Below are 12,823 nucleotides of genomic sequence, written 5' to 3' on the forward strand. Positions count from 1 at the left end.
AAAGAACATTAATCATCTTGAGTTTTTTGATTATGTTTCTCCGGAAGTTCAGAACAGTATTAGTGAAACTGGTCGTGTGACAAATGGAAAGCTAAGGTTTGCTGTTTCAAAGTTTGTCAATGAGCAATTTACTGATTTTGAGAAAGGAGAGCAGCTTAATGGCTAAAGAGGATGTCATTGAAGTAGAAGGTACGATCGTTGATACTCTGCCAAACGCTATGTTTAAAGTAGAATTAGAGAACGGTCATACTGTATTAGCACATGTATCAGGTAAAATCCGCATGCATTTCATTCGAATTTTACCAGGTGATAAAGTGACTGTAGAGTTATCTCCATACGATTTAACTCGTGGTCGCATCACATATCGTTACAAATAAAATAGCACTCCGTAACATAAGGAGGTTCAAAAGATGAAAGTTAGACCATCCGTAAAGCCTATCTGCGAAAAATGTAAAGTCATTCGTCGCAAAGGTAAAGTAATGGTTATTTGTGAAAACCCTAAGCATAAACAAAAACAAGGTTAAAGATAAGGAGGTGCAACTTTAGATGGCACGTATTGCAGGTGTAGATATCCCACGCGAAAAGCGTGTAGTCATCTCATTAACATATATTTACGGCATTGGCCGTCCTACTGCACAAAAAATCTTAGCTGAAGCAGGCGTTTCAGAAGATACTCGTGTTCGTGATTTAACTGAAGATGAATTAGGTAAAATCCGTGAAATTATCGATCGCCATAAAGTGGAAGGTGACCTTCGTCGTGAAGTTTCCCTTAACATTAAGCGTCTAATTGAAATCGGTTCTTATCGTGGTCTTCGTCATCGTCGTGGTCTTCCAGTTCGCGGCCAAAATACTAAAAATAATTCTCGTACACGTAAAGGCCCACGTCGTACAGTTGCTAATAAGAAAAAATAAGGTAAAGGAGGGAAATTGTAAATGGCTCGTAAGACTAACACTCGTAAACGTCGCGTGAGAAAGAATATAGAAACTGGTATAGCACATATCCGTTCTACATTCAATAATACAATCGTTACGATTACAGATGCTCACGGTAATGCTGTTTCTTGGTCAAGTGCTGGTGCTTTAGGTTTCAGAGGTTCACGTAAATCTACACCATTTGCTGCACAAATGGCGGCTGAAACTGCTGCAAAGGCTTCTATGGAGCACGGTATGAAAACTTTAGAAGTTACTGTTAAAGGTCCTGGTGCTGGTCGTGAAGCTGCTATTCGTGCGCTTCAATCAGCAGGTTTAGAAGTTACTGCAATTCGTGACGTCACACCAGTGCCTCATAATGGTTGCCGACCACCAAAACGTCGCCGTGTATAATTAAATTGTATAGAATTTGAATCCCTGTCTATAATGGGATATGATGACAGTTTTTTTATATGTGAAACGGACTAACAGATAATTAGCAATTTGTTGTGCACATTTGGGAATTGCCTAATGGGGAATTTCGGTTAGGGTTTGCCCTAGCCGAGGTTTCGACGTTTTGAAGGAGGGTTTATTGAATGATAGAAATTGAAAAACCAAAAATCGAAACGGTTGAAATCAGCGATGATGCTACCTTTGGTAAATTCGTTGTCGAACCGCTTGAGCGTGGATATGGTACCACTTTAGGAAACTCCTTACGTCGTATTCTATTATCCTCTCTCCCTGGGGCTGCTGTAACATCGATTCAAGTTGATGGTGTTCAACACGAATTCTCTACAATTGAAGGTGTAGTTGAGGATGTTACAACGATAATTTTGAATATCAAGAAATTAGCATTAAAAATTTATTCTGACGAAGAAAAGACGTTAGAAATTGATATTCAAGGTGAGCGGGAAGTAACTGCCGCTGATATTACACATGATAGTGATGTTGAGATACTCAATCCTGACCTTCATATTGCATCATTAGGTAAAAACGGCAATCTACGCATAAGGTTAACAGCTAAGCGTGGCCGTGGTTACACGCCTGCTGATGCAAATAAACGTGAAGATCAACCGATAGGTGTTATTCCAATTGATTCTATTTATACACCGGTTTCTCGTGCTACTTATACAGTAGAAAGTACGAGGGTAGGACAGGTAGCAAATTTCGATAAGTTGACACTGGATGTTTGGACAGATGGTAGCATTCGACCAGAAGAAGCTGTTTCGCTTGGAGCAAAAATTTTAACCGAGCATTTAAACATCTTTGTTGGTTTGACTGACGAAGCCCAAAATGCTGAAATTATGGTTGAAAAGGAAGAGGACCAAAAGGAAAAGGTTCTTGAAATGACAATTGAAGAACTTGATTTATCTGTTCGTTCTTATAACTGCTTGAAGCGTGCTGGTATAAATACTGTTCAAGAATTAGCAAATAAGACTGAAGAAGATATGATGAAAGTTCGTAATTTAGGTAGAAAGTCGTTAGAAGAGGTTAAGGCAAAGCTGGAGGAGCTTGGCCTTGGACTTCGTAGAGACGAATAAATTTTTATTTCGTACGGATAAATGAAATAATACTTCAACAAAGGAGGGACATTAAGGATGGCTTATGCAAAATTAGGTCGTACATCTGCTCAACGTAAGGCTCTTTTCCGTGATCTTGCTACTGATTTAATTATTAACGAGCGCATTGAAACAACAGAAGCAAAAGCGAAGGAGCTTCGTTCAATTGTTGAAAAAATGATTACCCTTGGTAAGCGCGGTGACTTGCATGCACGACGCCAAGCTGCTTCTTTCATTCGCAATGAAGTAGCAAACGCGGAAACGGGCGAATATGCAGTCCAAAAGCTTTTCAATGACATCGCAAAGCGCTATGAAGAACGTCAAGGTGGGTACACTCGTATTCTTAAACTTGGTCAACGCCGTGGTGATGGTGCTCCAGTCGTTATTATTGAGTTAGTTTAATATTATTCACTTGGCTGAATAAATCATGATTCAACATAATTCATCAAAAAGGGCGAGACAGAATCTTATTTAGAAGATCTGGGTCTATGCCCTTTTTTCGTTATATAGAGAACAGTGGGTGACAAGCTTAATGAAACGAGAGAAGGTAATCGAAGTTCAAAATGTAAAATTCCGTTACAACACTGATGGAGAATGGGCTCTAAATGATGTCAGTTTTCCAATTTACAAAGGAGAATGGCTTGCGATTGTTGGTCATAATGGCTCAGGGAAATCGACGTTAGCTAAAATATTAAACGGCCTTTTAATGCATGAAGCTGGCTTTGTCTTTATAGAAGGCATTGAATTAAATAAAGATTCGATTTGGGATATTCGGAAAAGGGTCGGTATGGTTTTCCAAAACCCTGATAATCAGTTTGTTGGTACAACAGTTAGAGATGATGTCGCTTTTGGTTTAGAGAATAACGGTATACATCGAGAAGAAATGATTCAGCGTATCCAAGAGAGTATCGCGCAAGTTAGAATGACAGATTTTCTAGACCATGAACCACATCGATTATCAGGAGGACAAAAGCAGCGAGTGGCAATTGCCGGAGTCCTAGCCTTAAAACCAGCTGTGATGATTTTAGATGAAGCGACATCAATGTTGGATCCACTTGGACGAAAGGAAGTAGTTGAAACAGTACGTAACCTACAGAAAAAGTCTGGTCAAATGAGTGTTATTTCGATAACACATGACTTAGAAGAAGTTACCCAAGCAGATCGGGTGATTGTCATGAACCGAGGACAACTCTATGCTGAAGGAACTCCGGAAGAGATTTTTGAACTTGGTGATCAATTAATATCATTAGGACTTGATTTACCATTCACAGTGAAGCTTTCACAAAGCTTAAGACAAAAAGGTATACAATTATCAAAATCCCACTTAAAACAACGAGATTTGGTGAATGAACTATGGACATTATTTTTGAAAAAGTAGAACATCTCTACAATCCCAGGACGCCATTTGAAAGAAGAGCGCTATATGATTTAAATATATCAATTCAATCGGGAACTTTTCAAGCTGTCATTGGTCATACCGGTTCTGGAAAGTCAACGCTAATCCAACATATTAATGGCTTACTTAGACCAACAAGTGGAGAGATTCAAATTGGAGACAGGGTCATTAATTCTGAAAAGCAAAAGAGTTTAAAAAGCTTGCGCAAAAAAGTCGGGATTGTTTTTCAATACCCTGAACATCAGCTCTTTGAGGAAACGGTGGAAAAAGATATTTGCTTTGGACCGATGAATTTCGGCGTATCAGAAGTAGATGCAAAAAAGAAAGTAAGGGAAGTTTTGCAGTTAGTAGGACTCTCGGAAATGGTATTAGAAAAATCGCCGTTTGATTTAAGCGGCGGGCAAATGCGAAGGGTTGCGATTGCAGGTGTATTGGCAATGGAGCCAGAGGTACTTATCTTAGACGAGCCGACGGCGGGATTAGACCCAAAAGGTCGTAGAGAAATAATGGACATGTTTAAGGCGATGCACGACAGTGCTGGGCTGACAACAATTCTTGTAACACATAGCATGGAGGATGCGGCCTTTTATGCGGATCATATCATAGTCATGGATAAAGGTACCGTCTATATGCAAGGAACACCGTCGGAAATTTTTCAGCAACCTGAAAAACTAAATCAAGTTGGTTTAGATATCCCGGAATCCGTGCAATTCATAAGAAGCCTCTCGGAAACTATAAAAAAGCCATTGCCCACTCTATTTACGGTAGAGGAAGTGGCCGATGAAATTGCAAAGCTCTTTATGAAAGGGGAGCTTGAGGCATGAAAAATGTGATTATTGGCCAATATATACCTGGTAATTCATTTATTTATCGAATGGATCCTCGTGCGAAAATAATGACGATCTTTTTATTTGTGATTATTGTTTTTCTTGCTAATAACTTCGCAACATATTCGCTATTAGTATTGTTTACTATAGGAGCCGTTTTTTTCTCAAAAGTTCCAGTTAACTATATTCTTAAGGGATTAAAGCCGATTTTATGGATTGTGCTTTTTACATTGATTTTGCATTTGTTTATGACAAAGGGAGGTAACGTTGTTCTCGATTTCGGGTGGCTTACGATTTATGAAGGTGGGATTAAGCAGGGGATATTCATATCTCTACGCTTTATACTGCTGATTATGGTGACAAGCCTTTTAACATTAACAACAACGCCGATTGAAATTACAGATGGTATGGAATCATTGCTGTCCCCTTTTAAGAGGTTTGGCGTACCGGCCCATGAACTAGCTTTAATGATGTCGATTTCGCTGCGCTTTATTCCGACATTAATGGAAGAAACAGAAAAAATTATTAAAGCCCAATCAGCCCGGGGCGTCGATTTTACAACAGGTGCGATAAAGGAACGCGTTAAGGCAATTGTGCCGCTTCTTGTTCCGTTATTTATTAGTGCCTTTAGACGTGCTGAAGACCTTGCCTTAGCGATGGAGGCAAGAGGTTATCGCGGTGGTGAAGGACGTACAAAGCTGAGAGAGCTAGTTTGGAAGGGCGCAGATAATCTCGCTTTTGCCATCTTGGCAGTTCTGATGGTTTTATTATTTATTTTGCGATCATAAAGGTGGTATAGATGGACCGTTTAAAATGTACAATTGCATATGATGGTACTGATTTTTCAGGATTTCAAGTTCAGCCAAATGATCGTACAGTGCAGGGGGATATTGAGAATGCTTTGAAAAAGCTCCATAAGGGTGAGGATATCCGTATCCATCCATCGGGAAGAACAGATGCCGGTGTACATGCTCATGGACAAGTCGTTCATTTTGATAGCTCATTCGTGATTCCCGCGGAGCGTTGGGTGATTGCTCTTAACACGCTGCTTCCCGATGATATCGTTGTTACAAACGTTGAGCAAGTTGATATGAATTTCCATGCTAGATATGATGTAGTCAAAAAAGAGTATCGTTATTTTTTATTAAATCAAAAAGATAGAGATGTATTCCGCAAAAATCATAGCTACCATTATCCATATCTAGTTAATTTGGAAAAAGTAATCGAAGGATCGAAGCATTTGTTAGGTACGCATGATTTTACGTCATTTTGCTCAACAAAGTCGGATAAAGAAAATAAAATTCGTACAATCGAGGAAATTGAGATTAAGCAGATTGGAAATGAAATTGTTTTTCGCTTTGTTGGCAATGGTTTTTTATATAATATGGTGCGGATTATTGTAGGGACGCTGCTAAAGGTTGGACAAGGCAGGTTGTCGCCTGAGGATATTAAGGGGATTTTGGATAAAAAAGATCGTAAAGCAGCAGGAAAAACAGCTCCTGCCCATGGTTTATATTTGTGGAGGGTATGGTATTAAAATAAACAACCTATCCCGGCGTAACATTTTCTTGACATTGATAGTAAAAATATTATACTATTACCTATGGTACATTTTCAAAGATCACGCCACGATTTTAGCCCCGAAACTAATCGTGTGAAAATAAACTTATGAAAATGAAAGAGCGAAAGATATTAATTTAATGTAGGAGGGAATATCATGCGTCAAACTTATATGGCGAAGGCTTCAGAGGTTAATCGTAAATGGTTAGTAGTCGACGCTGAAGGCCAAACTTTAGGTCGTCTTGCTACTGAAGTAGCTTCAATTCTTCGTGGTAAGCATAAACCAACATTTACACCACATGTAGACACTGGTGACCACGTAATTATCATTAATGCAGAAAAAATTCACTTAACAGGTAATAAGTTAAACGGAAAAATTTATTATCGTCATACACAACATCCAGGTGGAATAAAATCACGTACTGCAAAGGAAATGCTTGAAACTCGCCCTGAACAAATGCTTGAAGGTGCGATTAAAGGAATGCTTCCAAAAAACACTTTAGGACGTCAAATGTTTAAGAAGCTTAACGTATACAAAGGTAGCGAGCATCCACATCAAGCACAAAAACCAGAAGTGTATCAACTTCGCGGATAATTATTAAGGAGGGTATTTAATTTGGCACAGGTACAATATATCGGTACAGGACGTCGTAAAAGTTCAGTTGCACGTGTTCGTTTAGTTCCTGGTAATGGACGTGTTGTTGTGAACGGTCGCGACATTGAAGAATATTTTAATTTAGAAACACTACGTGTAGTTGCTAAGCAACCACTAGTAGCCACTGAAAATGCAGGTAGCTATGATGTATTAGTAAATGTTAACGGCGGTGGATACACTGGCCAAGCTGGCGCAATCCGTCATGGTATTGCTCGTGCATTATTACAAGCTGACCCAGAATATCGCGCAGTACTTAAGAGCGCAGGCTTCTTAACTCGCGATGCTCGTGCTAAAGAACGTAAGAAATACGGTCTTAAAGGCGCTCGTCGTGCACCTCAGTTCTCAAAACGTTAATTGTCAACGTTTCAAGGCTCTCAAACCTTTTGGTTTGGGGGTCTTTTTTATTATTTCCTATAATTGGGCTTTTGGAGTTGCCTTTTCGACGAATGAGAATATCGTGCCTGTAAGACACTATATTTTAAATACTAAAAGGTGTGAAGCATTGATGAATGTTATTACAACTTTGGAAGATAAAAGGGAGGCAAAGCGAATTGCCTTTGAGAGAAAAGTGCTACGGGAGCTATCGATTAAGCAATTAAAAGAAAAAGTTACTATATATTTTTCGCCATTTTTTCGCTCGCAGTCCATCTTTTCGACCGCGATAGAAGATGGTAGTATTGATATCGCCATTGAGCTGTTTGTATTAGGTGCCAACATGAGCAAGTTTGGTTATTTTGGAGAAACAGAGGAGATGGTCAGGGCAAGATGCTCCGATGAGATCAAGTATTATACGGATAGCCTGTATGAGTACCTACAGTATTGGGGTGCCGCCGCAGGTAATGATTTAGTAAGTGAATCAATCTATATTTCCGCTGAACAATTCGCGTCCTTCTGGTGGAAGGAAGGATTTCAAAAAGGCGAAAGAAGGCGTAAAATGCGTCTGCATTAGTTCTAAATTTCTTTCATATTTGTCCCTTCTGTCCCATATAGTGAAATAGGAAAAGTGCGGAGGGACCCAAAATATGAAGAAATCTATTCGGTTTTTAGTTTTTATTACGGGCTCGGTCTTATTATTTTTTCTTTTTCAATATCAGTTTTCTATTTATAATACTTGGGATTCTTGGAGTTTACCTTTATCGGGAAAAGTGATTATTGTAGACCCAGGCCATGGCTATCCTGATCCTGGGGCAGGCCCAGAAGGGGCCTTTGAAAAGGATATTGCTTTTAATATTTCGTTATTATTAAGGGACTATCTTCAAGAAGCCGGTGCGCTTGTTATTTTGACAAGGGAGGACGATTTTGATTTAGCTGATAAAGGTTTAAAAGGATATAGCAAAAGAAAGACACAGGATTTATTGCGACGTGTTGAATTGATTAATAAAACAGACGGGGATTTACTTGTTTCCGTTCATCTAAACTCATTGCCGTCACCGAAATGGAGTGGGGCGCAAACATTTTTTTACCCGCGCTTTGAGGAAAATAAACAATTAGCGAAGCTCATCCAAAAAGAAATGGAAATAAATCTAGAAAATACGGTAAGACATGCAAAAGCTATTAATCATGTATACGTCCTAAAAGAAGCGGAAATGCCTTCGGTATTGATTGAAGCCGGATTTTTATCCCATCCTGGGGAACGGGAGCAATTAAAAACAAAAGCTTATCAAGATAAAATTGCAGCTAGTATTTATCAAGGAATTTTGCGTTTATATACGGAGACTCCAAAAGGAAAAGAACCTTCTACTGAATAGAAGGTTTTTTTCCATCATGATTGTGTTATAATCATAATGTTAAAATATAAATTCATTGGGTGGTGGGTTTTTTGATAACAAGTGAACAAGTAAGAGACATACTAGGAAAGATTAAGGACCCTTATTTACATAAAACATTAGCAGAAACAAACGGTATCGAAGAGATTAGCATTAAGGAAGAAAAAAATCACGTTAGCGTGAAAGTTGCAATTGCACAGGCTGGTACAAAGGATCAAATGGAAATCCAACAGCAGATTGTTAGCGCTTTAAAGGCTGGTGGGGCTAATACAGTCGGAATTCGTGTAAATCAGCTTCCACCAGAGATTGTTGCGAACCTTGCCCCTGCAGAGGAAAAGCGCTCAATTTTAGCACCTGGAAGTAGCACAACGTTTATTGCCATCGCCAGCGGTAAAGGTGGAGTTGGTAAATCGACGGTTTCTGTAAACCTTGCCGTTGCGTTAGCAAGACTTGGTAAAAGGGTAGGTTTAGTTGATGCTGATATTTATGGCTTTAGTGTACCTGATATGATGGGAATTGCTAAGCGCCCTGAGGTCAAAGATGAGCGCATTATGCCTGTAGACAGATTTGGTGTCAAAGTTATTTCAATGGGCTTTTTTGTAGAAGATAATGCACCAATTATATGGCGTGGTCCCATGCTCGGTAAAATGCTAAATCAATTTTTTACTGAAGTAGAGTGGGGAGAGCTTGATTACTTATTATTAGACTTACCTCCTGGAACGGGGGATGTGGCTTTAGATGTGCATCAAATGATTCCACATTGTAAAGAGATTATTGTAACTACCCCACATCCAACAGCAGCGTTTGTTGCAGCCCGTGCGGGGGCAATGGCGTTGCGGACTGAGCACGAGCTATTAGGTGTTATTGAAAATATGTCTTACTTTGAAAGCAAGGTAACTGGTGAGAAGGAATATATTTTCGGTAAAGGTGGCGGGCAAAAGCTTGCTGAAGATTTAGATACACCATTATTAGGACAAATTCCACTTGGTCAACCAGAAATAGATGAGAAGGAATTTGCGCCATCTGTATATGATGAAAATGATAATATTGGCAAAGTATATATTGAAATTGCTGAACAAGTTATGAAGCATACTGCAAAGTAAATAGCAAAACAAAAATGTCAGGCAATGCAAGGCCTGACATTTTTATTTCAGCTACTGCCCACCGCCGCCGTCATTGCCACCGTCACCACCACCGTCACCACCACCGTCACCGCCTTCGTTCTCATCTTTTTTTCCTTGTCCTTGCTTTTGCAGTTCTTCGGCTCCTTTTATTAAAAGGTCTTGCATTTTAGCTTTAAATAGCGGGCTATTAACGGTTTCGATTATGACGGATTTCATTTGATCACGATATTTTTGTGTTTTTAAGGCGTCTGTTAATTGTTTTTCCATTTCCGGATTTTTTAAAATATCAATCATTGCTGCCTGATAATCAGGGTCTTTCATTAGATCTTTAATCAACTTTTCATGCTCTTTTTGCATTGACTTTGCATACGTTTCCGCAAACTTAGGGTCTTCAAACTGCTTTTTCCAGAAATCTTCTGCTTCTTTAGAGGTGAGTGCACCTTTAATAGTATTCTTTACGACCGCTTCATCCATAATAAGCTTTGCTTGTGTTTTCTCATCGTTCAAGACATCTTCTATTGCTTTTTTTCCTTCATCTGTTTTGAGGATATCAATAACCAGCTTTTTCGTCCCCTCATAATCAGCATGTTGCCCATTTCCTTGGTCAGCAGGAGCACAGCCGGTTATTAGAAATAAGAGAAATACGAGGAGCGTTGCTTTACATTTCATATTTTAAAAAGCTCCTTTCCATAAGGATTCCTACTTTTAGGATGATAAGAATTAAAAAAATTATACGCTATTTCATATAGCTTTTTAAGATTGTGATTGTTACAATTAGACAAGGAGTAAACAGGGCGCAAATTCGCCAATGTGGATTTGATTGTTGGAGGCAAAAAAAGTGACGAGTCGAAATTGGGTTTACTTATTTATAACAACTTTACTTATTGGTGGAATCAGCACGATTTTTATCGGATTTGCAGTTTATTGGGACAAGTTCGCTATCTTTTTTACAACATTTAATATTATTGAAATTATAAAGATTGCATTTTGGCTACTTGGAGTTGGGTTTATATTTAGCTTAATAAGTCAAGCAGGCTTTTTTGCGTATTTAACTGTACATCGTTTTGGCTTAGGAATGTTTAAATCGTTTTGGGTGCCTGTTCAAATTTTTTTAACTTTCCTAGTTTTATTTGAGTTTGTTTATCTACGCTATATTAATTTTGCTGAAGAAGGAGATTCACTTGTTTCTTACATATTACCGGCATTATTAATGTTGATTTATGGATTAATAGTAGCTTACTTTAAAATGAAACAGACGAATAAAACAGCTTTTGTACCAGCAGTATTTTTTATAGTTGCAATCACGATTCTTGAGTGGGTGCCGACACTACGGGCAAATGAGGAGCATTGGTTGCTTTTGATGCTTTTTCCAGTTTTAATATGTAATACATGGCAATTATTTATACTACCTAAATTAAATCAACGGAAAGCAAAATGAGGCTGAAAGAGCCTCATTTTATTTCTGAACTTTTAATCTCAGCATTTGATACTAATTCTTCAATTGTTACACTTTTTAGCTGTTTAGCTTTTAAACCTTTAATAATAAGTGGTAGTGCTTTGTCAGTTTGGGTAGCTGAATCTGACGCGTGAAGTAAAACGATATCACCACCACCTACATTAGGTACAACATTTTCCACGATTTTATCGACACCCGGATTTGTATAATCCTTTGAATCAATGCTATAGTGAACAATTGAATAGCCGTACGAATCAGCAATTTTTAAGATTCTTTTGTTAAAATTCCCATTTGGCGGGCGGAAAAATTTCACTTCCTTAATTCCTAATTTTTTAAATGTTTCATTGGCAATCATCATGTCTCTTTTCATTTTATTATCATCCGAATCGGCATAATTGCGGTAATGATAGCCTAAGCTACCGATTGCATGGCCTTCTTTGATAATTCTTTCAACAACTTGTGGGTGTCTTTCAGCCCAAGAGGCAGAGATGAAAAATGTTGTATTTTTTATCCCTTCTGTTTTAAGCACGTCCAATATTTTTTCAGCCTGTTCATCTCCCCAGTTAATATCAAATGTAAGGGCAATATTTTTCCCAGCCTTTTCGCCCTTATAAATAGCCATCGGACCCTCCTTTGTTAAAAAAACAGATTGCTGCAAGTTTCCCATAAACAATATAAGAGCAGTAAAAAAAGCAGCTATTACAATGATGAGAGACTGCTTAAGTCTCTTTCCATTTATCACATAGAAAAAATTCATGATTAATCCTCCTCTAACCAATGTTTACGATGTTTAATAAATATGCTTTATTGGACAAGACTATGAATAATTTTTTTGTATTAAGAAAAATTATCATTACGAGACTAGTTTCATCTATATTGAAGGATTATTGAGGTGACTATATGCTGGCTTTTTTAGTTAATAAAAGGGAGATTAAGGAGCTTGAATATTTGTTAAAGCGGGAAATGGAGGAAATACTTCAAGATTTGAACGATTCAAGAATAGATCAAATTGTAAAGCAAGCGATGGAAGAAAGGTATCAAGTTCTGTTTAATTTTTTTAAAAGATTTGCTTCTGAAAGAGAATGTAGTCGATATTTAAGGTCAAAAAGGTTTAAAAGAAATGAGATGATTAAGTAGTAGGCAACTTTGAGCTAGAGTTAAATAATTTTTGAGGGATTGGATAAAAAGTTATTGACCAATTAAAATTGTTTATGGTATATTTATTTTCGCTGTCAATTCAAGAGTTTCATTTTGTTGGAAATCTTATTGACGTAAATATATTTTTTTTGATAAAATAATAAAGTCTTTAACATGATTTTTACAAAGAGAGATAAAAGTTATTGACTTCTACGAAACAGTTTGATATTATAATAAATGTCGCTAAAACAAAGTGGAAATAAAATGTTCTTTGAAAACTAAACAAAATGTCAAGCGTGCAAATAATAGGTTGGATAGTAGAATCCAACAACCAAGTCAGTAAAACTTTTGAGCAATCAAACCCTTTTTGGAGAGTTTGATCCTGGCTCAGGACGAACGCTGGCGGCGTGCCTAATACATGCAAGTCGAGCGGA

20 protein-coding genes and 1 rRNA gene are annotated in these 12,823 nt (G+C 37.9%); 19 read left to right on the forward strand and 2 right to left on the reverse strand.

The features are described 5' to 3' along the window. The 16 genes from GX497_14135 to GX497_14210 form a co-directional block, all read left to right on the forward strand. A partial coding sequence (locus GX497_14135) for an RNA-binding protein (protein ID HHY74333.1) occupies positions 1 to 166 on the forward strand: 166 nt, incomplete at its 5' end. After that, on the forward strand, positions 159 to 377 hold the full coding sequence (gene infA / locus GX497_14140; GenBank protein HHY74334.1) for a translation initiation factor IF-1: 219 nt from the start codon (positions 159 to 161) through the stop codon (positions 375 to 377). The genes GX497_14135 and infA, both read left to right, overlap by 8 nt. A gap of 33 nt (positions 378 to 410) precedes the next feature. Continuing rightward, positions 411 to 524 carry a 50S ribosomal protein L36 gene (rpmJ, locus tag GX497_14145; GenBank protein HHY74335.1) on the forward strand — a complete coding sequence of 38 codons (114 nt, stop codon included), beginning with the start codon at positions 411 to 413 and terminating at the stop codon, positions 522 to 524. A gap of 22 nt (positions 525 to 546) precedes the next feature. Beyond that, the gene (gene rpsM / locus GX497_14150) at positions 547 to 912 is read left to right on the forward strand and encodes a 30S ribosomal protein S13 (protein HHY74336.1); all 366 of its coding nucleotides are present in this window, start codon (positions 547 to 549) and stop codon (positions 910 to 912) included. A gap of 21 nt (positions 913 to 933) precedes the next feature. Next, positions 934 to 1,323, forward strand: coding sequence for a 30S ribosomal protein S11 (rpsK, locus tag GX497_14155; protein HHY74337.1), 390 nt, complete (start codon positions 934 to 936; stop codon positions 1,321 to 1,323). A 182-nt stretch (positions 1,324 to 1,505) separates the two neighbouring features. Beyond that, positions 1,506 to 2,450, forward strand: coding sequence for a DNA-directed RNA polymerase subunit alpha (locus GX497_14160; protein ID HHY74338.1), 945 nt, complete (start codon positions 1,506 to 1,508; stop codon positions 2,448 to 2,450). Between the two features lie 57 nt (positions 2,451 to 2,507). Next, positions 2,508 to 2,870, forward strand: coding sequence for a 50S ribosomal protein L17 (gene rplQ / locus GX497_14165; GenBank protein ID HHY74339.1), 363 nt, complete (start codon positions 2,508 to 2,510; stop codon positions 2,868 to 2,870). 130 nt (positions 2,871 to 3,000) lie between these two features. Then, positions 3,001 to 3,846 carry an energy-coupling factor ABC transporter ATP-binding protein gene (locus GX497_14170; protein ID HHY74340.1) on the forward strand — a complete coding sequence of 282 codons (846 nt, stop codon included), beginning with the start codon at positions 3,001 to 3,003 and terminating at the stop codon, positions 3,844 to 3,846. Beyond that, positions 3,822 to 4,688 carry an energy-coupling factor ABC transporter ATP-binding protein gene (locus GX497_14175; GenBank protein ID HHY74341.1) on the forward strand — a complete coding sequence of 289 codons (867 nt, stop codon included), beginning with the start codon at positions 3,822 to 3,824 and terminating at the stop codon, positions 4,686 to 4,688. The genes GX497_14170 and GX497_14175 overlap by 25 nt, the downstream gene beginning before the upstream one ends. Next, on the forward strand, positions 4,685 to 5,479 hold the full coding sequence (locus GX497_14180; protein HHY74342.1) for an energy-coupling factor transporter transmembrane protein EcfT: 795 nt from the start codon (positions 4,685 to 4,687) through the stop codon (positions 5,477 to 5,479). The genes GX497_14175 and GX497_14180 overlap by 4 nt, the downstream gene beginning before the upstream one ends. A gap of 11 nt (positions 5,480 to 5,490) precedes the next feature. Continuing rightward, the gene (truA, locus tag GX497_14185) at positions 5,491 to 6,228 is read left to right on the forward strand and encodes a tRNA pseudouridine(38-40) synthase TruA (protein HHY74343.1); all 738 of its coding nucleotides are present in this window, start codon (positions 5,491 to 5,493) and stop codon (positions 6,226 to 6,228) included. Between the two features lie 180 nt (positions 6,229 to 6,408). Then, a complete protein-coding gene (gene rplM, locus GX497_14190; protein HHY74344.1) occupies positions 6,409 to 6,846 on the forward strand; it encodes a 50S ribosomal protein L13 in 438 nt (145 codons plus the stop codon). A gap of 21 nt (positions 6,847 to 6,867) precedes the next feature. Next, positions 6,868 to 7,260, forward strand: coding sequence for a 30S ribosomal protein S9 (gene rpsI, locus GX497_14195; protein ID HHY74345.1), 393 nt, complete (start codon positions 6,868 to 6,870; stop codon positions 7,258 to 7,260). Between the two features lie 151 nt (positions 7,261 to 7,411). Further along, positions 7,412 to 7,855 (forward strand): DUF2521 family protein, encoded by a 444-nt coding sequence (locus tag GX497_14200; protein ID HHY74346.1) that lies wholly within the window; start codon positions 7,412 to 7,414, stop codon positions 7,853 to 7,855. A gap of 73 nt (positions 7,856 to 7,928) precedes the next feature. Beyond that, positions 7,929 to 8,654: an N-acetylmuramoyl-L-alanine amidase CwlD gene (gene cwlD, locus GX497_14205; protein ID HHY74347.1), complete on the forward strand. Its 726-nt coding sequence runs from the start codon at positions 7,929 to 7,931 to the stop codon at positions 8,652 to 8,654. Positions 8,655 to 8,725: 71 nt separating this feature from the next. Next, complete coding sequence (locus GX497_14210) at positions 8,726 to 9,775, forward strand: Mrp/NBP35 family ATP-binding protein (GenBank protein ID HHY74348.1); 1,050 nt, start codon at positions 8,726 to 8,728, stop codon at positions 9,773 to 9,775. A gap of 51 nt (positions 9,776 to 9,826) precedes the next feature. On the opposite strand, the gene GX497_14215 is transcribed toward GX497_14210, so the two are convergent. Beyond that, positions 9,827 to 10,465, reverse strand: a complete 639-nt coding sequence (locus tag GX497_14215; GenBank protein ID HHY74349.1) for a spore gernimation protein GerD — start codon at positions 10,463 to 10,465, stop codon at positions 9,827 to 9,829. A 169-nt stretch (positions 10,466 to 10,634) separates the two neighbouring features. On the opposite strand from GX497_14215, the gene GX497_14220 reads away from it, so the two are divergent. Next, positions 10,635 to 11,234, forward strand: a complete 600-nt coding sequence (locus GX497_14220) for a KinB-signaling pathway activation protein (protein ID HHY74350.1) — start codon at positions 10,635 to 10,637, stop codon at positions 11,232 to 11,234. 13 nt (positions 11,235 to 11,247) lie between these two features. Here GX497_14220 and pdaB read toward each other — a convergent pair whose 3' ends face one another. Next, positions 11,248 to 12,009: a polysaccharide deacetylase family sporulation protein PdaB gene (gene pdaB / locus GX497_14225; protein ID HHY74351.1), complete on the reverse strand. Its 762-nt coding sequence runs from the start codon at positions 12,007 to 12,009 to the stop codon at positions 11,248 to 11,250. A gap of 143 nt (positions 12,010 to 12,152) precedes the next feature. Between pdaB and GX497_14230 the strand changes: the two genes are divergently transcribed. Continuing rightward, positions 12,153 to 12,389 (forward strand): hypothetical protein, encoded by a 237-nt coding sequence (locus tag GX497_14230; protein HHY74352.1) that lies wholly within the window; start codon positions 12,153 to 12,155, stop codon positions 12,387 to 12,389. A 363-nt stretch (positions 12,390 to 12,752) separates the two neighbouring features. Continuing rightward, positions 12,753 to 12,823: ribosomal RNA gene (locus GX497_14235) — 16S ribosomal RNA — on the forward strand; the annotation flags it as partial.

Source organism: Bacillus sp. (in: firmicutes), from assembly GCA_012842745.1.
GTDB lineage: Bacteria > Bacillota > Bacilli > Bacillales > Bacillaceae_J > Schinkia.

Bases quoted from the DNA above. Each gene is read 5' to 3' on its own strand.
- infA (HHY74334.1), top strand. From the start codon at position 159: ATGGCTAAAGAGGATGTCATTGAAGTAGAAGGTACGATCGTTGATACT.
- rpmJ (HHY74335.1), top strand. From the start codon at position 411: ATGAAAGTTAGACCATCCGTAAAGCCTATCTGCGAAAAATGTAAAGTC.
- rpsM (HHY74336.1), top strand. From the start codon at position 547: ATGGCACGTATTGCAGGTGTAGATATCCCACGCGAAAAGCGTGTAGTC.
- rpsK (HHY74337.1), top strand. From the start codon at position 934: ATGGCTCGTAAGACTAACACTCGTAAACGTCGCGTGAGAAAGAATATA.
- GX497_14160 (HHY74338.1), top strand. From the start codon at position 1,506: ATGATAGAAATTGAAAAACCAAAAATCGAAACGGTTGAAATCAGCGAT.
- rplQ (HHY74339.1), top strand. From the start codon at position 2,508: ATGGCTTATGCAAAATTAGGTCGTACATCTGCTCAACGTAAGGCTCTT.
- GX497_14170 (HHY74340.1), top strand. From the start codon at position 3,001: ATGAAACGAGAGAAGGTAATCGAAGTTCAAAATGTAAAATTCCGTTAC.
- GX497_14175 (HHY74341.1), top strand. From the start codon at position 3,822: ATGGACATTATTTTTGAAAAAGTAGAACATCTCTACAATCCCAGGACG.
- GX497_14180 (HHY74342.1), top strand. From the start codon at position 4,685: ATGAAAAATGTGATTATTGGCCAATATATACCTGGTAATTCATTTATT.
- truA (HHY74343.1), top strand. From the start codon at position 5,491: ATGGACCGTTTAAAATGTACAATTGCATATGATGGTACTGATTTTTCA.
- rplM (HHY74344.1), top strand. From the start codon at position 6,409: ATGCGTCAAACTTATATGGCGAAGGCTTCAGAGGTTAATCGTAAATGG.
- GX497_14200 (HHY74346.1), top strand. From the start codon at position 7,412: ATGAATGTTATTACAACTTTGGAAGATAAAAGGGAGGCAAAGCGAATT.
- cwlD (HHY74347.1), top strand. From the start codon at position 7,929: ATGAAGAAATCTATTCGGTTTTTAGTTTTTATTACGGGCTCGGTCTTA.
- GX497_14215 (HHY74349.1), bottom strand. From the start codon at position 10,465: ATGAAATGTAAAGCAACGCTCCTCGTATTTCTCTTATTTCTAATAACC.
- pdaB (HHY74351.1), bottom strand. From the start codon at position 12,009: ATGAATTTTTTCTATGTGATAAATGGAAAGAGACTTAAGCAGTCTCTC.
- GX497_14230 (HHY74352.1), top strand. From the start codon at position 12,153: ATGCTGGCTTTTTTAGTTAATAAAAGGGAGATTAAGGAGCTTGAATAT.